The organism is Ruegeria sp. YKSE079 (genome assembly GCF_059612845.1).
Window position 1 is genome coordinate 20,835 of sequence record NZ_JBXWRJ010000028.1, and the last position, 18,360, is coordinate 39,194.

The window sequence follows — 18,360 nt, forward strand, 5'->3', positions numbered from 1 at the left end:
GTTTACCTCATTCCCCAACTCGACCCGGCCTCGTGCCGGGTCTTTTGTTGATGTACCTTCGAACTGTGCGAAATGTACCGGTCCGTGACCCCCTGTTGTTCATTTTGTACAAGACTTTGAGCGCGATACGTGCCCTGATGCACGGGAAACCGGTTCCCACGATATTTCGAAACTGTTAACCTTCGACCTCATGGAGAACAGCTCAAACCGGCGCCTGGCGGCGATCCTGGCCGCTGATGTGGCGGGGTATTCCCGTCTGGTCGGCGTCGATGAGGAGGGCACCATCGCCGCGTTGCGCAGGCTACGCAATGAGGTGATCGAGCCGCTGGTTGATCAACATGGCGGGCGGATCGCCAATACCGCCGGCGACAGTTTCCTGATCGAGTTCCGCAGCGCCGTCGATTCCGTTCGCGCGGCGGTGGAAATTCAGACCCGCCTGAAAGACCGCAACGCCGCTCAGGACCCGGATCGCGCCATCGCGCTGCGCATCGGCCTGAACGTGGGCGATGTGGTTTCGAACGGGGATGACATCCTGGGCGACGGGGTGAATGTCGCCGCGCGGCTGGAGGCGCTGGCGGAACCGGGGGGCATCGTCGCCTCGCAGGCGGTGGTTACCTATGCGCGCGCAAATGTAACGGCGGGCTTTGTTCCGATGGGACCGCAAAAGGTCAAGAACATCACCGAGCCGGTCGAGGCGTTCCGGGTCGTATCCGACGCGCTGGAAATTGCAAGGAAACCGAAAAGCCGGGCGAGAATGATTGCGGCGGCACTGATCATTGTGGCGCTTGTGGCGGCAGGCGTCTATTGGGCCGCCCCGTGGACCTCGAACCAGTTGCGCGCCTCGGAAACGCGCATGGCCTTTCCGTTACCCGACCTGCCCTCGGTCGCGGTGCTGCCGATTTCCAACTATTCCGAAGACCGTGCGAACGAGATGCTGGTGGACGGCATATCCGAAGACCTGATCACCGATCTGTCCCGGATATCAGGCCTGTTCGTGATCGCGGGAAATACCTCGTTCGCCTATCGGGACCGGGATATCGACATTGCGCGTTTTGCCGAGGAACTGGGTGTCAGATATGTGGTCGATGGCAGTTTGCGGCGCACCGGCGAGACTTTTCGGGTCAATATCCGCCTGACCGACACGTCAAACGGGCGGCTGCTGTGGGCCGAGCGTTTCGACGGCGAGGGGGAGGATATTTTCGCCGTGCAAAAGCGTGTCGTGCTGGCGATTGCTGAGGCGCTGGACGTGTCGCTGGATGCGCAGGAGCAGGCGACGATCCAAAAGGTCGAGACGGAAACCGTTGCGGCACGGGAGGCGTTTCAGCGGGGCTGGGAGCTGTATTCACGCTTTAACGAACGCGACAATCTGGCCGCGATACCGCATTTCGAACAGGCGGTCGCGCTGGACCCGGATTATGCGCGCGCCTGGGCGGCCTTGGCGCTGGCGCATCTGCGCCCGCATATCTTTCACCACTGGAACGCATTCACCAGTGACCGGGATCAGCTTCATATCGGGTTGTTCTACAAGTACCTGCAGGAAACCTCGAAACGCGAGACTTCGTTGATCCATGTCATCCGTGCCATGGTCAGCCTGAACTTGCGCGACTGGGGCAACGCCGATGGCACCGGGCGGGGCGTGGACGAAGCGCGGCAGGAGGCGGCAAAGGCCATCGCGCTGCAACCCAGCGACCCCGAGGCGCATCTGGCCATGGGCTGGGCGATGATTGCGGCGGGCAAGCCCGAAGAAGGGTTGGCCTTTGTGCAGGCGGCGATGCGCCTCGATCCCGAACATCCCAGCCATTATGTGCTGCTTGAGGCGGCGGCGCTTTATGCGATGGGTGATCTTGATCAGGCCAGCGAGGTGCTGCGTGCCGAGTTGGAGCGCAACCCGCAAGCCAAGGAGCTGATGCCGCTGGCGGCCTCGCTCCTGGCGCTGAACGGCGACCGGCGCGCGGGCCGTGCGATGATCGACCGTTGGCAGACGGGGGAAAATGCGGGCGCTCTCGAAGAAGCCGTGAATGAGTATTTCTTTGTTGTGCGCTGGGACGGGAATGACCGCCATCTGAATCAGCGTCTGACCGATGGGTTGCGACTGGCGGCCTTGCCCGTGGGCACAACGGTTGCAAGCCTCAAGGCGGATCTGGCGCGCGGGGACGCGCGCGAGCAGCGGTCGGCGGCCCGGGCGCTGGCGCTTTTCGGCGCGGATGCCGCGCCTGCCGTTCCCGAACTGATCAAGCTGCTGGAAGGCCCTTCGGTTTTTGTGCGCAAGGAAGCGGCGGCAACGCTGGGTCAGATCGGCGCGGCGGCGGCCCCCGCGCTGCCCGCATTGGCGGCGCATGTCGATACGTCTTTGTCCGGCCGGGTCGCGGCCCGGGCGATCGAACAGATCGAGGGCGATCTGGCGGAATGAGGGCTGGTTCCGGCAGGTCGCCGGCCTTGACCCGATCGCGGATTGCTGGTTCTGCCTGGGGGGCCGATGCGCAAGAGGAGGGTATATGCTGCGTCTTGTCCTGATTTTTCCCTTGCTGGGGCTTTGGCAGTGCCAGCGTGACGAATCCGTTGCCGCCTATGGTGCGGCGGACCGGACATGGGGGTTGCAGGAAATCGACGGCGAGGTTTTTGCCGCCACGGCGACGCTGACCTTTCCCGAACCGGGAAAGGTTGCCGGTCAGGCCCCCTGCAACGCCTATTCCGGCGTGCTGGATGCGCCCTATCCCTGGTTCGAGGTGCGCGATATCGCGGCGACGCGCAAGGCCTGCCCGGACCTTGAGGCCGAGGGCACCTATTTCGCGGCGCTGATGGCGATGACCCTGTCGGAGGTGTCGGGCGAGGTGCTGATCCTGCGCAACGATGCGGGGCACGAGATGGTGTTCACAGCGACCGAGTGAAGAGATCGACAAAGCGGGAGCGCGCCTCGGGCAGGGGGTGATGGCCCAACGCGGGCGCAACGCGGTGTTCGAAGAAATGCCCGGTTGTTGTCAGCGCCTGCGCCACCTCGGCATCGGGCGACGGCCCCTGCCCGCGCAGGCAGGGCGGCAGCGGCAGCATGCGGTCGGCCCATTCGCCCGCCCCCTGCGCGGTCACCGCGCGACCCGATTTCGGCGAGACATAGACCAGCCCCTCGGTCGCGCCGGTCACCGCGCAGCGGCCAAGATCGAGGCCGAAGCCCAGCTCCTTGAGCAGCGCCAGCTCCCAGCGCAGATAGGCCAGCGGCCAGACCTCATCCTGACCCAGCAGGTCCATCAGCTGTTCCGAGTGTTTGTAGAGGCCGGGGTGCGGTTCGCGTTCGGGCAGGCAGAACGAGAGCAGCGCCACCACCGCGTTCAGCCCCGCCAGCGGCAGACGTCCTGAGAACGCCGCCGCCGCGCGCGAGCGCAGGGGTTCGACATGGAAGGCGCCCAGATGCTCCTGAAGCCGGGCGCGCCAGGTAACATCCAGCTGGGCGCCGGGTTGCAGGATGGGGGCGATCTTGCGGCTGGCGCCGCCCCGCACCACGCCCGCGTGACGGCCATGGGTTTCGGTGAAGACCTCGATGATGGCCGAGGTCTCGCCATGGCGGCGCGTGCTCAGCAATATGCCGTGATCCCGCCAGTCCATCGCCCATCCCTGCCATTGCCGTCGCCGCCACCTTGCCCTCAAACGCCTCGGCGCGGCAAGGGACCGGTTCAGTCGGTGTCCAGCCGGAACTTGCGGAACCGGGCGCCGGCATGGTCGACCTCTCCCACATATTCCGCACCCAACCGCCGCAGCGCGCCAAGGTGCCGCCGCGAGGGCGGCAGCAGGAAGGTGACATGGGGAATGCGCGGGTCATGCCGGGCAAAGGCGAGCATTCTGGCCGTGATCGCAAGGCCAAGCCCGAAACGGTCGGGCTTGAGCACCAGGCCGAAATCCCACTCCCCTTCTTCTTTCTGAAATCCGCCCCAGCCGGCATAGGCCCCGTCCAGCAGGATCGCCCAATGCCCCAGCCCGTCGCGCTGCCAGCAGGCCTCTTTGGTGGTGACGAATTCCCGCGCCACTGCGTCATCCCAGGCAAATGTCAGCAACGGCATGTGTTCGGCCATGCGGGGATCGGACATATGCGCCACGATGTCGCCGAGCGGAACCTCGGTGAGCCTTGCAAATGAAATCGGTTTTTCGCGCGCCATCAGGAACCCGGTGCCGGTGAACAGGGAATGAAACCTGCCGTGCCCCATTACACCGGCCACGGCAAATCACATAGGCATCATTTGCACTTTTTATTGATCGCCGCGATCCGCGCCTCGAGCCTTTGCTGATATTCGCCGGTCAGCATTTCAAAGCGCTTTTTTTCGGTGCCGGCCACAAGCCCGATCAGTGCGCCTGCGGGCGTGACGGCGGCAATGTCGAGCGCCTGCTGTTTGTTGACATGATCAAGCTCGGAATTGAGCGCGCGAATGTCGCCCTGGGCGGTGGCGCAGTTGATCGGTTGCTCGGCCGCGCCGGGTTGCAGGATCGGTGCGATCTTGCGGCTGGTCCCGCCCTGCACCACACCGGCATGACGCCCGTGGGATTCGGTAAAGACCTCGACAATCGCCGAGGTTTCGCCGTGGCGGCGAGAGGTCAATAGGATGCCGTGATCGCGCCAGTCCAATTCGGGGTCTTGTCGGTGAATAAGCTGTGGTGTTCCCAGAAAATCGCGAAGGGTTCCGTTCTGCAATGGTTTTGCGCATCTAACGCGGAAAGATACGTGAATCGCTTGGTCCGACGACAGGGGGCTAGTGATCTAAGCGGACAAAGCCGCCACCGCAGGCCGATCACAGTCGATACCAGTTTTCGACCGCTCGGGCGGCGGCGTCGGGGTCCATGACAGCTTCGATTTCTGCTATCGCTTGCTCGACTTCTCCGGGCGTCGCGAAGATTTCCGAGACGCCCCCCTGAATGTCGTGGGCCGATCCGCTGTTTGCATAGAACATGTCCACGTCCAGCGCCCGAGCATTCCGGTGCTGCAGCAGATGGACGAAGAATCGGCGGTACAATGCCGCGTCATATGCGGGCGTGCTTTCGCTTTCCGCCGATGGGACCAGCCCGAGTTCGATGGACTTCGTGCAAGTCAGTTTCCAGGCCAGGTCCATGGTGGCGGGTGGAGCATCCTTGGCCTCGTCCGGGTGCTTTGGGTTCGCGAAGGTTTCTCTCCGAAGAGCTTCCAGCTTTCCCCGCATCTCTGCGGTCGGCACCGAATAAACAAAAGCCGTCTCCGGCGAGGCCAAGCCTGCCTCGACCGCGTCGGGAAGCACTTTCACCAACTCGGAAAACCTGTTTCCAACGATGGGGACCTCCCCGACAAGAAGGTCCGCGTGATCCGGATGCATGTCCAGCCAGCGCGCGACGGCCTGCCGTCCCCATAATCCGGCGGCCTTTCGGACGATCGGGTGGCTTCCGTCGGCGACATCCGGGTAGCGTGCGAGGATGTCATCCGTCTGAAACGACGCCAAGCCCGCATCCCAGCGCATCAGATGGACGCGGCGTCCGGTAGCCCCAGCCATCGAGATCAGTGCGCGGAGAAAGAACGATTTGCCGGACGCTGGCAGCCCGGTGAAAAAGATCATGCGACAGTTTCGGGCCATCCCGGCCAGTATCTTGCCATTCTCGGTCTCGGCAAAGCTACGGTCCATCATAGCCTTTCCTCGGCCTCTGTCATTGCACGAGCCAGTCCAGTGAGCCAGTCGGTCTTGTCTTCTCTCTTCGCGATGGCCGGATCATGATCCCGCGACCTGCGGGGGAGAGGCTGTCTGCCGAAACGCCCAATGCGCGAGGATCGCGAGCAGCATCATGCCGGAACCCAGAACGAAGGCGACGCTTACATCGCCGACGTAATCCGCAAGGGCACCCGCCAAGGCCGGGGCGATCATCATCAGCACATAGTAGATGGAGTAGAAAACGCCGGTCCCGAAGGCACGAATGTCGGGCGCAAGGATAAGGCCGGGCATGGAGACCACGGGCCCGGGCGCCAGCCCGGCCAGGAGGCCGCCCAGCACGAGTGCGGCAAGCAAGAAGCTGTTTGGCAGATAAAGAACTGCCGGAAAGACGAGCATGCCGCCAACCAGACTTACGAGGATGATCCGATTGGGCTGTCCGGTTCGATCCGCCAGCCATCCGCCGACCGGAATCGATGTCGTGGCCGCAATGATGTAAAAGCTGACCGCGGAACTAGCAGCTATGACCGGCATGCCGCGCTCTGCGAGAACAAGGGCGCCGAAGCTGAAGATCATCGAGAATGCGCAATTATAGAGGCCCCACAGAACCGCCGCGCAGGCCAGTGGCGTCCACGGCAGAGCGGAAAACCTGATCCGCGCGTTGCCGGGTACCGCGCCGGGCGGTACCTTGTAGACGACGGCGAAGAGCAGAAGGGCCGCCACGGTGAGGATCGTCAGCGCGGTCCAGGCCGTCCACAAATCGGCATTGGCGGCGATTGGCGGCAATACAAGCAGACCAAGCGCGATCCCGACAGGCCAGGAACTGATGAAGATCGCCAGAGCCGTTGAAACATTCCTCCCGTCGAACCAATCGATCACCATCTTGGTCATCAGAACGTTAAGAACCAGCCCACCGACGGCTGAGATGATCCGACCTGCAACAGCCCATGCAAGGGTCGTCGTTGTCGTGAATATCACCGCGCCGACGACCATCAGCACCAGACTTGCGGTGACTGTCCGCTTGTCACCAAACCAGCTTGCAACCGCACCGCCTGCAACCGCGACAATGATTCCGGGTCCCGAATAGAGACCGATCAGGATCCCTATCTCCGTGAGCGTTATCGCGAGGCTGTCCATGATGAACGGAGACAGTGCCGCCACGGACTGGAACTGGATGGCCATGACCGTTCGGGCAAGGAACAGCACAATCAGAATGACCCATCGCATCGGCACGAGAGGAATCCTCCAAGACAACGATGCGATGTGAAGTTATCTGCGGCGCACCTCAGCGACGCTAAGTCCAAAGTCGAGAAGCATGCAAGCGTTTTGGCCTTGTGCACGATTGAAGCTAAGAGCCCATGGGTCCGCTTCGGGCTCAAAACCGACATTCATCTGGCCCGCTACTCCAACCCCTCTTCGCCCAGCAGGTGCCGGCCTTGCCGGTCTTCGACCTCGATCACCCAGAGGTCGGGGTCAAAGCTGCGCTGGCGCTGGATGGCGTGATCCACGTCGCCCTCGGGACCAGAGGACAGTTCGACCCATGTGCGTTCGCCGCTCATCAGATCAAAGCTGCGTTGAAAGGCGGTGGCCTGCCCGTCGAGCGTGTTGAGCTTGACCAGAACCGCGCCCGCGGTGTCATCGCCATGGGCCACGACAAAGGCGGGGATTTCCAAAAACCGGAGCCGCGCCAGATAGGCGTGAACCCAGAAATCGGCGGTCAGGCGGGTCATGCGTTGCCGTCTTTGAAATCCAGACCCATTTCCGAATAGCGCTCGGATTCCTCAAGCCAGTTGGGCCGGACTTTCACTTGCAGGAACAGGTGGATCTTGCGGTCGAGGAACTCTTCCAGTTCCGCCCGCGCGGCCTGACTGACGGCCTTGATCGTCTCGCCCTTCTTGCCCAGAACGATGCCCTTGTGACCGTCGCGCATGACATAGATGACCTGATCGATTCTGGCCGAGCCATCCTTGCGTTCCTGCCAGCTTTCCGTCTCGACCGTCAGTTGATAGGGCAGTTCCTGATGCAGGCGCAGGGTCAGCTTTTCACGCGTCATTTCGGCGGCGATCATGCGCATCGGCAGATCGGCGATCTGATCTTCGGGATACAGCCACGGGCCTTCGGGCAGCTGCTGGGCCAGCCATTTGCGCAGATCCTCGACGCCATACCCGCGCTCGGCCGAGATCATGAAAGTCTTGGCAAAGGGATAACGGTCGTTCAGATCCTTGGTCAGGCCCAACAGCACGTCCGATTGCACCTTGTCGATCTTGTTGATTGCCAGCGCGACCTTGCGGCCCTGGCCGATCTCGCCCAGACCCTCCAGAATGCGCTCCACCCCTTCGGTGATGCCGCGATGGGCCTCGACCATCAGCACGACGATATCGGCATCCGCTGCCCCGCCCCAGGCGGCCGCGACCATCGCGCGGTCGAGCCGACGGCGCGGCTTGAACAGACCTGGCGTGTCGACAAAGACAAGCTGCGCCTCGCCCTCCATCGCGACGCCGCGAATGCGGGCGCGGGTGGTCTGAACCTTGTGCGTCACGATCGAGACCTTGGCCCCGACCATGCGGTTCAACAAAGTGGACTTGCCCGCGTTGGGCTCACCGATCAGGGCAACAAATCCGGCGCGTGTGGTCATCAGTTTTCTATCCTGCTAGCAGGGCCGCACCCCTACAGGAGTTTGCCGTGGCGGACCAGAGGGATTCGCGCCGCGCGACTGCAAAGAAAAAGGGGCGCTGCCCCTCTTGACCTGCGGGCAATTCACCCCGGGGTATTTTGAGGGACAGCGTCCCTCAATCGAAAATCAAAAAGAGCGCGCCGGAGGCGCCCAACTTCACGACTGGCTCAGGCGATCCAGCAACGCCTTGGCCGCGGCCTGTTCGGCCTGGCGTTTCGAACCCGCTGTGGCCTGCGCTTCGGTTCCGTCCTGCAGCCGGGCGGCGATGGTGAAGACCGGTGCGTGATCGGGCCCGCTGCGTTTGACCTCGACATAACTGGGTGGTTTCTGGCCGCGCGCCTGGGCCCATTCCTGAAGCGCGGTTTTGGCGTCGCGGGCGTCGGCCTCGACCTTGTGGATACGGTCGCCCCAGAGGGCTAGGATGACGTCTCGGGCGGCTTCGAACCCGGCATCGCGATAGACGGCGGCAATGACCGCTTCCATCGCGTCGCCCAGCAGAGCCTGCTTGCGCCGCCCGCCCGACAGCATCTCGGAGCGTCCGAGTTTCAGCACCGCGCCCAGATCGACCTGGCGGGCGACATCGGCGCAGGTTTCCTTGCGCACCAGCGCGTTGAAACGGGGGGCCAGCTGGCCTTCGGCCGCGGTCTTGTCCGCCTCCAGCAGCGCGGTTGCCATCACCAGACCCAGCACCCGGTCACCCAGAAACTCGAGCCGCTGGTTGTCGGGACGGGTCGGCGCCGAGACCGAGCCGTGCGTAAGCGCACGCAGCAAAAGCTCGGGACGTTCGAACCGGTGGCCGATGCGCTGTTCGAAGGCCTTTATTTCGGTTGACAGTTTCACTGAACGCCTTCGAAGAACCGGTCGCCGCGCCATGTCCAGAAGAACAGCATCGAGCGGCCCGCGGACGAGAACATGATCCGGTCGGCGCGCCCGATCAGGTTTTCATAGGGCACGAACCCCACGCCGCCGGCGGATTGCGGCAGGCGGCTGTCGCTGGAATTGTCGCGGTTGTCGCCCATGAAGAAATAGTGGCCTTCGGGCACTGCGTAGATGCCGGTGTGATCCGAGGACTGGTCGCCGATATTCAGGATCGTGTGCGACACGCCGTTCGGCAGGGTTTCGATCTTGCGTGACTTGATGCAGATGCCGCCGGTGCCGACCGGCCCGTTTTCGCAGCGCGGGCGCAGGCCCTGCGGCCCCTGAGGTGCTTCGATTTCTTCGAACACGCCGTCATCCTGCAGCTTGACCGGCGTGCCATTGATGATCAGGACGCCATCGCGCACCTGGATCTTGTCACCGGGCAGACCAATCAGGCGCTTGATATAGTCGCGTCCCGAAACCGGGTGGCGAAAGACGATCACGTCGCCGCGTTCCGGTTCGCCGCCCAGGATGCGGGTATTGTCGCCCTTCATCCAGCCGCAGATATCATCGGCATCTATGTTGATGCCGAAACGGGGCAGGATCAGGCTGGGACATGAGGCGTAGGAATAACCATAGGCCATCTTGTTGACGAACAGGAAATCGCCGATCAGCAGCGTCTGTTTCATCGAACCGGATGGAATCCAGAATGGCTGAAAGAACAGGGTGCGGAAGACGCCCGCGATCAACAGGGCATAGACGATGGTCTTGATCGTCTCCCACAGGGCGCCGCCGGTTTTGGCTTTCTCGGCCATACTGCTCTCTCCAGTCCTTGTCTGATTGGGTGCTACATGCGGGGCCGGTGGGGCCGAGTCAAGGCCGCGCGGCGGCTTCGTGACGGGGCCGCGCCTCGATCACCACAAAGGCCTGCGCCCAGGGGTGATCGTCGGTCAGGGTTACGTGGATGATCGCCTCGTGGCCTGCGGGCGTCATTTCCCTGAGCCTCTCCGCCGCCCAGCCGGTGACGTGCATGACCGGCTGACCCGAGCGGAGGTTCGTCACCGCCATGTCCTTCCAGGCGATGCCCATGCGCAGACCGGTGCCCAGCGCCTTGGAACACGCCTCTTTCGCGGCCCAGCGCTTGGCATATGTGCCGGCGGTATCGGCGCGGCGTTCGGCCTTGGTCTGTTCGGTCTCGGTGAACACGCGATCACGGAACCGATCGCCGAACCGGTCGAGCGTTCGCTGGATGCGGTCGATATTGGCGAGATCGGTGCCAATTCCCAAAATCATGCGGTCCCCCTGGAATCTGTCGGCACAATCAACGCCAAACGACCCCATATGGCAAGCAGATGCCGGGAATTATCTGTGCTACACTCCGGTCACAGGCATGACCAACAAAACGAGGATCGCAATGCGCCGACTGATACTGCTGCTATATCTGGGGGCGTTCCTATCGGGCGCACAGGCGCAGGAAAGCACCTGCGGCGGGCCGGATGCGCCCTGTGTCGCGGGCGAGGCCGAGTATCTGCTGGCCCTGCCTGACGGGGTGCAGGGCGCGCCCGTGGTCATCTTTCTGCACGGCTATGCGGCGACACCGAAAGCGGTGATGGGAAATGATGCTCTGGTCGGGGCGTTTACCGCGCGCGGGTTTGCGGTGGTGGCCCCGGCGGGGCAGGTCGATATCGGCAATCCCAAGGCGCTGGATTGGGGCGTGCATGACGGGCACCGCTGGCCGCGCGACGACAAGGGCGCGCTGGAAGCGGTCAAGGCGGACGCACTTGCCCGGTTCGGGTTCGACCCCGACCGGGTCTTTCTAGCCGGATACTCTCGCGGCGGCTCGATGGTTTGGGATATCGCCTGCCAGACCCCGGATTTCGCGCTCGGCTACGCCTCGGCTTCGGGTGCCTTCTGGGAGCCGATGTGGCGGCGCTGCAAGGGGCCGGTGCACATGCACCACTCGCACGGATTTGCCGACCGGACGGTTCCGCTGGAAGGCCGGGAAGTCACCTTTGGCGGCTGGGATTTCGAACAGGGCAGTGTTTTCAAGTCTCTGGGGATCCTTGCCGAGACCAATGGCTGCGGGCAGATGGCGGATACCGTTTCGGCCAAGGGCGCGCGCTGGAACAAGGCATGGACCAAGTGCCAGGCCGGATCGCTGGTATTCTCGCTTGGCCCAAACGGGCATGGACGGCAACCGGACTGGGCGGACAGTGTGGCGGAGTGGTTTACAACCCTCTCGGCCCCTGACCGCGCACCCGACTGAAAGCCCGGCTCAGTTCACAAGCCCCGCATTGGTGAGGTAGGTTGCCATGCCCTCGATATTGAGCGGGCGCCAGGCTTCGTACTGGCCCCAGTCCTTGTAATCGTCGAGCGTCAGTTCGGCCTGGATGTCTGCGACCGGTTTGCCTGCCTTGAGACCTTCAAGCACACCGGCGCGCAGAGTTTCGAAATAACCCAGATGCTCGGCCAGATCCTCATGCGTGCCGATCTTGCCGTGGCCGGGAGCGAACACCTCGAAATCGAGTGCCATGGCGGTCTTGATCTGGTTGATCCAGTCATCCGCATTGGCGCCGCCCAGCGTCTGATAAGGCAGCCGGTCGGGCGCGGCGACATCGACGATGAAGCCCACATTCTCGGGGCGGACAACGACGGCCAGCATGTCCTCGCCATGGCCCGGGCCGAGATAGGTCAGTTCCAGGGTCTTGCCGCCCAGTTCGAGCGTGTGGCTGTCGCCGATGCGGAGATCCGGGGTTACGCCGTCGATGGCGTCGGGGGCGTTTGCATGGACGATCACCTGTGCGCCATCATGGGCGGACCCGCCCGAGGCGTGGTCCAGATGGCTGTGCGAATAGATCAGGTGCGTGACCGGCTGGTCGGTGATCTGGCCCAGATTTTCGTTCAGCCACGCGCCCGCACCGGCGTTGATCGGATCGACGCGGATTGTGCCTTCGGGCGTGGCAACGATCAGGGATTGATGGAAATTGTTGCGGAAGAGATAGACATCGCCCTTGACCGGGATCAGTTCGCGCTGCGCGTCCTGCGCCAGAGCCGCGCCGCCGACTGTCAAAAGGAAAACGGAAACGAGGGTTCTTGCAATCATCGAAGTATCCTCCGTGTTATGAATACCCCAAGATGCCATCCGGCTTGCCGTTACGGCAACGCGCCTCTGCTCACATGATTGTGAACCGGATCAGGTCAGCCGTGCGGTCAGCAGTTTGAGCGAGGCGGCGCCGAAGAGAAGCCCGAAGGCCAGATCGAACCCGCGCTTGGCGCGCAGATAGGCGCGGGCAATGGGCGGGGCCGAAAACAGCAGGGCATAGCCGATGAAGACGGTGACCGACGTGGCGGACAGGGCCGCAAACAATAACCAGACCGACAGGGTGCCCGCCGCCGGGACCAGGGCAATGGCATAGATCGAACCCCATGCAAGGATTGCCTTGGGGTTGGTCAGATGCAGGGTCAGCCCCTTGAAGAAGAACGCCTTGCGCGGGGCCGCAACGGGGGCGACCGCCGAGCCGCGCCATGCCGAGCGCAGCGATTTGAGCGCGAGATAAAACAGATAGGCCGCACCGGCATAGCGCACCGCCTCGAACAGCCAGGCATTGGCCAGCATCAGGGCGGAAAAGCCAAGCCCCGCGGCAATGCCCCAGATCGCCGAGCCGACCACGACACCCGCCGCAATCGCCACGCCAGCCGCCCGGCCATGCGCCATCGACGTGCCGGATATGGCCAGCGTCGCCGGACCGGGGCTGCCCCCGGCCAGAGCCCAGCCGATCAGGATGACGGGGAGCGGGATCAGCAGGTCGGTCACGCGCGCGCCTCGTCCATCAGTTTGCGCATTTCCGCGATTGCCGGGGTCAGGCCGCGAAAGATCGCTTCGCCGATCAGGAAATGGCCGATGTTCAGCTCGCGCACCTCGGGGAAGGCGGCGACGGGTTTGACGGTGTCATAGGTGAGGCCATGGCCCGCGTGCACCTCGAGCCCCAGCGAATGGGCAAAGGTGGACATCTGGCGCAGCGCTTCCAGTTCGCGTGCGGCGTCTTCCATCCGGCCTTCGGCATGGGCATCGCAATAGGCGCCGGTGTGCAGTTCGATCACCTCGGCGCCGATGCGGTGCGCGGCCTCGATCTGCCTCATGTCAGCGGCGATGAAGATCGACACGCGGCACCCGGCCTCGCGCAGGGGGGCGATGAAGTGGGCCAGTTTGTTTTCCTCGCGCGCGACTTCGAGCCCGCCTTCGGTGGTGCGTTCCTCGCGCTTTTCGGGGACGATGCAGACGGCGTGCGGCTTGTGGCGCAGGGCGATTTTCTGCATCTCGTCGGTCGCGGCCATCTCGAAGTTGAGCGGCACCGACAGCACCTCCATCAGCCCGTCGATATCGGCGTCCGAGATGTGGCGGCGATCTTCGCGCAGGTGCGCGGTAATGCCGTCGGCGCCCGCTTCTTCGGCCAGCCTGGCGGCGCGCAGCGGGTCGGGATAGGCCCCGCCGCGCGCATTGCGCACAGTGGCCACGTGGTCGATATTCACGCCGAGACGCAGATGGGTGTCAGACATCGTTAGAATCCTTTTCCTGCCCTGTGGCCGAGCCTAGAGGCTTTGACGGCACCGCGTCAGCCCTTACCTGGGCCAAACGTTTGATTTGGTCGAATTTCTTTTTGATCTTGGTGCGGCGGCGCTGCTGATAGGTGCGCACCAATGGCAGGCTGAGATAATAGCAGACGACACCGGCAATGATGCCGGGCAGGATGCCACCGATCATGTAGGGGAAGAACACCTCGTCATAGAACACGCCCAGCCCGTGCCAGTCGGCATCGCGGTCGGTGAAGAGCGCGATGAAGTTGTCCTTGAGATCCGCCATGGCGTTGGCGAACTTGCCCATAAGCCCCTGAGTTTGCCCCTTTTCGAATTTGGTGCCCAGAAGGAAATGGCCGGTCTGCAGGCTGACCACGCCAATCGGGACATAAGTGAGCGGGTTGCCAAAGAAGGTGCCGCTGAGCGAGGCCAGAAAATTGCCGTTGATCATCCGGGCCACCACGGCGGCGATGACGAAGTGCATCCCGTAGAACGGCGTGAACGAGGCGAAGACCCCGGCGCCGACGCCGCGCGCGATGCGCTCGGGCGAATCCGGCAAGCGACGGATGCGGTGCTTGACGTAGTGAAAGGCGCGGGTCCAGCCGCCGCGCGGGTAGACGAACTCCGATGCGATCTGGACGGGAGAGCGGCGATCTCGGCGCTTGAAAACCACTCCTGACCGTCCTCTCTTAGTCCGTTTCCGCCGCTGCCAGATCGGAATCGCGGAACCGTTCGACCGCCGCCACGTCGCTTTCCGCTTCGAGCGTCAGCATCAACGAATGCAACTGTTCGACATCGCGCAGTTCGACGTTGATCAGCAGGCGGTAAAAGTCCGGTTTCCGATCCACGAATTCAAGGTTTGAGATATTGGCCTTTTTCTCGCCGATCAATGTGCAAATACGTCCCAGCACGCCGGCATCGTTGCCGATGGTCAGGTCGAGCGTGGCGCCGTAAACCGCCGGGTGGGTGCCGGAATGCCAGTGCAGGTCGACCCAGCGCTCGGGCTGGTTTTCGTATTCGCTCAGCCGCGTGCAGTCGATGGCGTGCACGACCACGCCCTTGCCGCGATAGGTGATGCCGACGATGCGTTCGCCCGGCAGCGGCTGGCAGCAGGGCGCGCGTTCGAAGCTTTGCCCCGCTTCCAGGCCGATCACCGCGCGCCGCAGAGGGATGGTTTCGCCCTCGTCGCGGGTGAGTTCGGGATAGACCGCCTCGATCACGTCATGCGCGGTCAGCTCGGCGCTGCCAAGGCGGGCCAGCAATTCGCTGCGGTCCTTGAGGCGCAGATGCCTGGCAGCGGTATCCAGAACCTTGTCGGTGGCCTTGCGCCCGACATGTTCAAAGGCGGCGCGCGCCAGTTCGTGGCCGAGTTTGACAAAGCGTTCGCGGTCCACCTCGCGCAGGGCGCGGCGGATGGCGGTGCGGGCCTTGCCGGTCACCGCGATTTCCAGCCAGGTGACCTGAGGCGTCTGGCCGTCGGCGGTGATGATATCGACCGACTGACCGTTCTTGAGCCGGGTCCAGAGCGGCACCCGGATGCCGTCGACCTTGGCGCCGACGCAGGCGTGGCCGATGCGGGTGTGGATGGCATAGGCAAAGTCGATGGGTGTCGCCCCGCGCGGCAGTTTCACCACGTCGCCCTTGGGGGTAAAGCAGAACACCTGGTCGGAATACATCTCGAGCTTGACGGCTTCGAGGAAATCCTCGTGATCCTCTTCGGTGTCGAACTGTTCGGTCAGGCTGGAAATCCACTTGGCCGGGTCCACCGCAAAGGGGTTTTCCGAGCGCACGCCGTCGCGGTACGACCAGTGGGCCGCAACACCGGTTTCGGCCACGTCATGCATCTGGCGGGTGCGGATCTGAACCTCGACCCGTTTGCCGTCGCGGCCCGACACGGTGGTGTGGATCGAGCGATAGCCGTTCGATTTCGGCTGGCTGATGTAATCCTTGAACCGCCCCGGCACCGCCCGCCAGCGCTGGTGGATCGCGCCCAGCGTGCGATAGCAGTCTTCCTCGGTCTGGGTGATGATGCGGAACCCGTAGATATCGGACAGACGCGAGAAGCCCTGATCCTTTTCCTGCATCTTGCGCCAGATCGAATAGGGTTTCTTGGCGCGGCCGAACACCTCGGCCTCGATGCCCGCCTTTTCCAGCTCGTGCCGCATGTCACCGGTGATGCGATGGATCACGTCGCCGGTTTCACGTTGCAGGGTGATGAAGCGACGGATGATGGACTGGCGGCCTTCGGGATTCAGGACACGGAAAGCGAGGTCTTCGAGTTCCTCGCGCATCCATTGCATGCCCATCCGGCCTGCCAGCGGCGCGTAGATATCCATCGTCTCGCGCGCCTTGACCACCTGTTTTTCCGGGCGCATCGCCTTGATGGTGCGCATGTTGTGCAGACGGTCGGCCAGCTTGACCAGAATGACCCGCAGGTCCTTGGACATGGCCATGAACAGTTTGCGGAAGTTTTCCGCCTGTTTTGTTTCGTGGCTGGACAGTTGCAGGTTGGTCAGCTTGGTGACGCCATCGACCAGCTTGGCGACCTCATCCCCGAACATCTCGGCCACCTGGCCATAGCTGGCCTTGGTATCCTCGATGGTGTCATGCAGCAGGGCGGTGATGATGGTGGCGTCATCCAGACGCTGTTCGGTCAGAATGGCGGCAACGGCGACCGGATGGGTGAAATAGGGCTCGCCCGAGTGGCGGAACTGCCCCTCGTGCATCTTGTCGCCGAACTCGTAGGCCCGTTTCAGGCGATCGGAATTGGTTTTTGGATTGTAATTGCGGACCAGCGCAATCAGGTCTTCAGCAGAAATCATCCGGTCCGCACCTTCCCGTATCCGGGTTACCCCTGGCCCTGAGCCTCCATGAGGGCGCGCAGGAGCTTTTCTTCGGACATGTCGTCAGCGGCGGGCTTGTCCGATTCGGCACCCATCAGCAGGGCCATCTGGTCCTCTTCGGGCTCGTCGACCTCGATCTGGGTCTGGTTGGCTTCGATCAGGCGTTCACGCAGTTCGTCGGCCGTCTGGGTTTCGTCGGCGATTTCGCGCAGGGACACAACGGGATTCTTGTCGTTGTCACGGTCCACGGTGATCCCGGCGCCGGCGGAAATTTCGCGCGCGCGATGGGCGGCGAGCATCACCAGCTCGAACCGGTTCGGAACCTTGTCTACGCAGTCTTCTACCGTCACGCGGGCCATGAGGCACTCTCCAATCAGAAACCGTGTCAGGAAGGGGCTTATCTAAGGCGGAATCCCCGGCTTGACAAGCGCGAAATACCAACAAATCGGCAATCAGAGCGGTCTGACCGCCGCCACGTCGCCCCGAGGCAGGTCCGCCAGCATTTCTGTGACGGTCCGGCCCAGAACCGGATGCCGCCAGCCAGGGGCCACATCGGCCATCGGCACCAGGACAAAGGCCCGGTCCTGAAGGCGGGGATGGGGCAGAATCAGCTGTTCGGGCGCGACCCTGACCTGATCTTCGGGTGGCAGGTTGAACCAGCGGTCATATTCCCGCGCGTCGGGCAGCACACTGTCCTGCCAACAGACGATGTCGAGGTCGAGCGTGCGCATGCCCCAGCGCTGTTCGCGTGCCCGCCCAAAGCGGTGTTCCACGCGGTGCAGAAGATCAAGCAATCCTTCGGGCGCAAGGTCTGTCTCCAGCAGCGCCGCCGCGTTCACGTAATCGGGTCCGGCCCCCGCCGGAAAGCAGGGCGTGGCATAGAATCGGCTGGCGGCGCGAATCGTCGCCCCTTCGTCGGCAAGCACGTCCAGCGCAAGTTGCAGGGTCGTCTGCGGGTCGGAGCCGTCGAAATTGAGGTTCGCCCCCAGTGCAATAACGGTTTCTTGTCTGCTATTGTTCATCAAATACTCCATATTCGACCCACAGAATGCTTGCGATAAGTCGCAAAATTCTTACATTAAGACCACCATTTCGCCGATCACTCACCACTCACTCACGCAAATACTCGGCGAAAAGGGTGCACCGGAAGGGAAAAAGTTAATGTTTTATAAAGACGAACGGCTAGCGCTGTTCATCGACGGCTCGAATCTATATGCCGCCGCAAAAGCTCTGGGATTTGACATCGACTACAAATTGCTCCGTCAGGAGTTCATGCGTCGTGGGAAACTTCTGAGGGCGTTCTACTATACAGCGCTGCTTGAAAACGATGAGTATTCTCCGATCAGACCGCTGGTGGACTGGCTGCATTACAACGGTTTCACCATGGTCACGAAACCGGCGAAGGAATACACCGACAGCATGGGCCGCCGCAAGGTCAAGGGGAACATGGATATCGAACTGACCGTGGATGCCATGGAACTGGCGCCGCGCGTGGATCATATCGTGCTGTTCTCGGGCGATGGCGATTTCCGCCCGCTGATTGCCAGCCTGCAACGCCAGGGCGTGCGGGTCTCGGTGGTGTCGACCATCCGCAGCCAGCCGCCGATGATCTCGGACGAGCTGCGCCGCCAGGCCGACAACTTCATCGAGCTGGAAGAGCTGCGCGACGTGATCGGACGCCCGCCGCGCGACATTCCGGCCGAGGATCGGAACTATGCCGCGGCAGGCGGTCGCTGAGCGACACACGATCGGCTGAATT

Annotated in this window: 20 protein-coding genes and 1 pseudogene; 4 read left to right on the forward strand and 17 right to left on the reverse strand. The window is 63.0% G+C overall.

Annotated features, from left to right (window positions below; translation table 11 throughout):
* Positions 1-190 precede the first annotated feature (190 nt).
* Both AC2FMY_RS19920 and AC2FMY_RS19925 read left to right on the forward strand, forming a co-directional pair.
* Positions 191-2,410 (forward strand): adenylate/guanylate cyclase domain-containing protein, encoded by a 2,220-nt coding sequence (locus AC2FMY_RS19920; protein WP_496748417.1) that lies wholly within the window; start codon positions 191-193, stop codon positions 2,408-2,410.
* Between the two features lie 85 nt (positions 2,411-2,495).
* The gene (locus tag AC2FMY_RS19925) at positions 2,496-2,888 is read left to right on the forward strand and encodes an META domain-containing protein (protein ID WP_496807942.1); all 393 of its coding nucleotides are present in this window, start codon (positions 2,496-2,498) and stop codon (positions 2,886-2,888) included.
* On the opposite strand, the gene recO (AC2FMY_RS19930) is transcribed toward AC2FMY_RS19925, so the two are convergent.
* The 10 genes and pseudogenes from recO (AC2FMY_RS19930) to acpS form a co-directional block, all read right to left on the reverse strand.
* Positions 2,872-3,597 carry a DNA repair protein RecO gene (recO, locus tag AC2FMY_RS19930; RefSeq protein WP_496748392.1) on the reverse strand — a complete coding sequence of 242 codons (726 nt, stop codon included), beginning with the start codon at positions 3,595-3,597 and terminating at the stop codon, positions 2,872-2,874. The two genes, AC2FMY_RS19925 and recO (AC2FMY_RS19930), sit on opposite strands and share 17 nt — an antisense overlap.
* Positions 3,598-3,665: 68 nt before the next feature.
* A complete protein-coding gene (locus AC2FMY_RS19935; RefSeq protein WP_496807954.1) occupies positions 3,666-4,145 on the reverse strand; it encodes a GNAT family N-acetyltransferase in 480 nt (159 codons plus the stop codon).
* Between the two features lie 308 nt (positions 4,146-4,453).
* A pseudogene (gene recO / locus AC2FMY_RS19940) lies at positions 4,454-4,609 on the reverse strand (DNA repair protein RecO); the annotation flags it as partial.
* A 163-nt stretch (positions 4,610-4,772) separates the two neighbouring features.
* Positions 4,773-5,630 carry a hypothetical protein gene (locus tag AC2FMY_RS19945; RefSeq protein ID WP_496807943.1) on the reverse strand — a complete coding sequence of 286 codons (858 nt, stop codon included), beginning with the start codon at positions 5,628-5,630 and terminating at the stop codon, positions 4,773-4,775.
* Positions 5,631-5,714: 84 nt separating this feature from the next.
* Entirely contained in the window at positions 5,715-6,878 is a 1,164-nt protein-coding gene (locus AC2FMY_RS19950; RefSeq protein ID WP_496807955.1) for an MFS transporter, read from the reverse strand.
* 173 nt (positions 6,879-7,051) lie between these two features.
* The gene (locus AC2FMY_RS19955) at positions 7,052-7,381 is read right to left on the reverse strand and encodes a DUF1491 family protein (RefSeq protein ID WP_480752045.1); all 330 of its coding nucleotides are present in this window, start codon (positions 7,379-7,381) and stop codon (positions 7,052-7,054) included.
* Complete coding sequence (gene era, locus AC2FMY_RS19960) at positions 7,378-8,286, reverse strand: GTPase Era (RefSeq protein WP_480752047.1); 909 nt, start codon at positions 8,284-8,286, stop codon at positions 7,378-7,380. The genes AC2FMY_RS19955 and era overlap by 4 nt, the downstream gene beginning before the upstream one ends.
* 195 nt (positions 8,287-8,481) lie before the next feature.
* Positions 8,482-9,165 carry a ribonuclease III gene (gene rnc, locus AC2FMY_RS19965; protein WP_496807944.1) on the reverse strand — a complete coding sequence of 228 codons (684 nt, stop codon included), beginning with the start codon at positions 9,163-9,165 and terminating at the stop codon, positions 8,482-8,484.
* The gene (gene lepB, locus AC2FMY_RS19970; RefSeq protein WP_480752051.1) at positions 9,162-9,998 is read right to left on the reverse strand and encodes a signal peptidase I; all 837 of its coding nucleotides are present in this window, start codon (positions 9,996-9,998) and stop codon (positions 9,162-9,164) included. Before lepB ends, rnc begins: the two co-directional genes overlap by 4 nt.
* Positions 9,999-10,056: 58 nt before the next feature.
* On the reverse strand, positions 10,057-10,476 hold the full coding sequence (gene acpS, locus AC2FMY_RS19975) for a holo-ACP synthase (RefSeq protein ID WP_480752052.1): 420 nt from the start codon (positions 10,474-10,476) through the stop codon (positions 10,057-10,059).
* A 121-nt stretch (positions 10,477-10,597) separates the two neighbouring features.
* Between acpS and AC2FMY_RS19980 the strand changes: the two genes are divergently transcribed.
* Complete coding sequence (locus AC2FMY_RS19980; RefSeq protein ID WP_496807945.1) at positions 10,598-11,449, forward strand: CE1 family esterase; 852 nt, start codon at positions 10,598-10,600, stop codon at positions 11,447-11,449.
* Positions 11,450-11,458: 9 nt separating this feature from the next.
* Here AC2FMY_RS19980 and AC2FMY_RS19985 read toward each other — a convergent pair whose 3' ends face one another.
* From AC2FMY_RS19985 to folK, 7 genes are all read right to left on the reverse strand, one after another.
* Positions 11,459-12,286, reverse strand: a complete 828-nt coding sequence (locus tag AC2FMY_RS19985) for an MBL fold metallo-hydrolase (protein ID WP_496748389.1) — start codon at positions 12,284-12,286, stop codon at positions 11,459-11,461.
* 90 nt (positions 12,287-12,376) lie between these two features.
* Positions 12,377-12,997 carry a LysE family transporter gene (locus AC2FMY_RS19990; RefSeq protein ID WP_496807946.1) on the reverse strand — a complete coding sequence of 207 codons (621 nt, stop codon included), beginning with the start codon at positions 12,995-12,997 and terminating at the stop codon, positions 12,377-12,379.
* Positions 12,994-13,740, reverse strand: coding sequence for a pyridoxine 5'-phosphate synthase (locus AC2FMY_RS19995; protein ID WP_496807947.1), 747 nt, complete (start codon positions 13,738-13,740; stop codon positions 12,994-12,996). The genes AC2FMY_RS19990 and AC2FMY_RS19995 overlap by 4 nt, the downstream gene beginning before the upstream one ends.
* Positions 13,733-14,431 (reverse strand): DUF2062 domain-containing protein, encoded by a 699-nt coding sequence (locus tag AC2FMY_RS20000; protein ID WP_496748375.1) that lies wholly within the window; start codon positions 14,429-14,431, stop codon positions 13,733-13,735. Before AC2FMY_RS20000 ends, AC2FMY_RS19995 begins: the two co-directional genes overlap by 8 nt.
* A 16-nt stretch (positions 14,432-14,447) precedes the next feature.
* Positions 14,448-16,580: a RelA/SpoT family protein gene (locus AC2FMY_RS20005; protein ID WP_496748376.1), complete on the reverse strand. Its 2,133-nt coding sequence runs from the start codon at positions 16,578-16,580 to the stop codon at positions 14,448-14,450.
* Positions 16,581-16,606: 26 nt separating this feature from the next.
* Positions 16,607-16,960, reverse strand: coding sequence for a DNA-directed RNA polymerase subunit omega (gene rpoZ / locus AC2FMY_RS20010; protein WP_480752063.1), 354 nt, complete (start codon positions 16,958-16,960; stop codon positions 16,607-16,609).
* 93 nt (positions 16,961-17,053) lie between these two features.
* A complete protein-coding gene (gene folK / locus AC2FMY_RS20015) occupies positions 17,054-17,623 on the reverse strand; it encodes a 2-amino-4-hydroxy-6-hydroxymethyldihydropteridine diphosphokinase (protein ID WP_496748377.1) in 570 nt (189 codons plus the stop codon).
* A gap of 139 nt (positions 17,624-17,762) precedes the next feature.
* On the opposite strand from folK, the gene AC2FMY_RS20020 reads away from it, so the two are divergent.
* Positions 17,763-18,338 (forward strand): LabA-like NYN domain-containing protein, encoded by a 576-nt coding sequence (locus AC2FMY_RS20020; protein ID WP_480752066.1) that lies wholly within the window; start codon positions 17,763-17,765, stop codon positions 18,336-18,338.
* Positions 18,339-18,360 lie beyond the last annotated feature (22 nt).

Bases quoted from the DNA above. Each gene is read 5' to 3' on its own strand.
- AC2FMY_RS19920 (WP_496748417.1), top strand. From the start codon at position 191: ATGGAGAACAGCTCAAACCGGCGCCTGGCGGCGATCCTGGCCGCTGAT.
- AC2FMY_RS19925 (WP_496807942.1), top strand. From the start codon at position 2,496: ATGCTGCGTCTTGTCCTGATTTTTCCCTTGCTGGGGCTTTGGCAGTGC.
- recO (WP_496748392.1), bottom strand. From the start codon at position 3,597: ATGGACTGGCGGGATCACGGCATATTGCTGAGCACGCGCCGCCATGGC.
- AC2FMY_RS19935 (WP_496807954.1), bottom strand. From the start codon at position 4,145: ATGGCGCGCGAAAAACCGATTTCATTTGCAAGGCTCACCGAGGTTCCG.
- AC2FMY_RS19945 (WP_496807943.1), bottom strand. From the start codon at position 5,630: ATGGACCGTAGCTTTGCCGAGACCGAGAATGGCAAGATACTGGCCGGG.
- AC2FMY_RS19950 (WP_496807955.1), bottom strand. From the start codon at position 6,878: ATGCGATGGGTCATTCTGATTGTGCTGTTCCTTGCCCGAACGGTCATG.
- AC2FMY_RS19955 (WP_480752045.1), bottom strand. From the start codon at position 7,381: ATGACCCGCCTGACCGCCGATTTCTGGGTTCACGCCTATCTGGCGCGG.
- era (WP_480752047.1), bottom strand. From the start codon at position 8,286: ATGACCACACGCGCCGGATTTGTTGCCCTGATCGGTGAGCCCAACGCG.
- lepB (WP_480752051.1), bottom strand. From the start codon at position 9,998: ATGGCCGAGAAAGCCAAAACCGGCGGCGCCCTGTGGGAGACGATCAAG.
- acpS (WP_480752052.1), bottom strand. From the start codon at position 10,476: ATGATTTTGGGAATTGGCACCGATCTCGCCAATATCGACCGCATCCAG.
- AC2FMY_RS19980 (WP_496807945.1), top strand. From the start codon at position 10,598: ATGCGCCGACTGATACTGCTGCTATATCTGGGGGCGTTCCTATCGGGC.
- AC2FMY_RS19985 (WP_496748389.1), bottom strand. From the start codon at position 12,286: ATGATTGCAAGAACCCTCGTTTCCGTTTTCCTTTTGACAGTCGGCGGC.
- AC2FMY_RS19995 (WP_496807947.1), bottom strand. From the start codon at position 13,740: ATGTCTGACACCCATCTGCGTCTCGGCGTGAATATCGACCACGTGGCC.
- AC2FMY_RS20005 (WP_496748376.1), bottom strand. From the start codon at position 16,580: ATGATTTCTGCTGAAGACCTGATTGCGCTGGTCCGCAATTACAATCCA.
- rpoZ (WP_480752063.1), bottom strand. From the start codon at position 16,960: ATGGCCCGCGTGACGGTAGAAGACTGCGTAGACAAGGTTCCGAACCGG.
- folK (WP_496748377.1), bottom strand. From the start codon at position 17,623: ATGAACAATAGCAGACAAGAAACCGTTATTGCACTGGGGGCGAACCTC.
- AC2FMY_RS20020 (WP_480752066.1), top strand. From the start codon at position 17,763: ATGTTTTATAAAGACGAACGGCTAGCGCTGTTCATCGACGGCTCGAAT.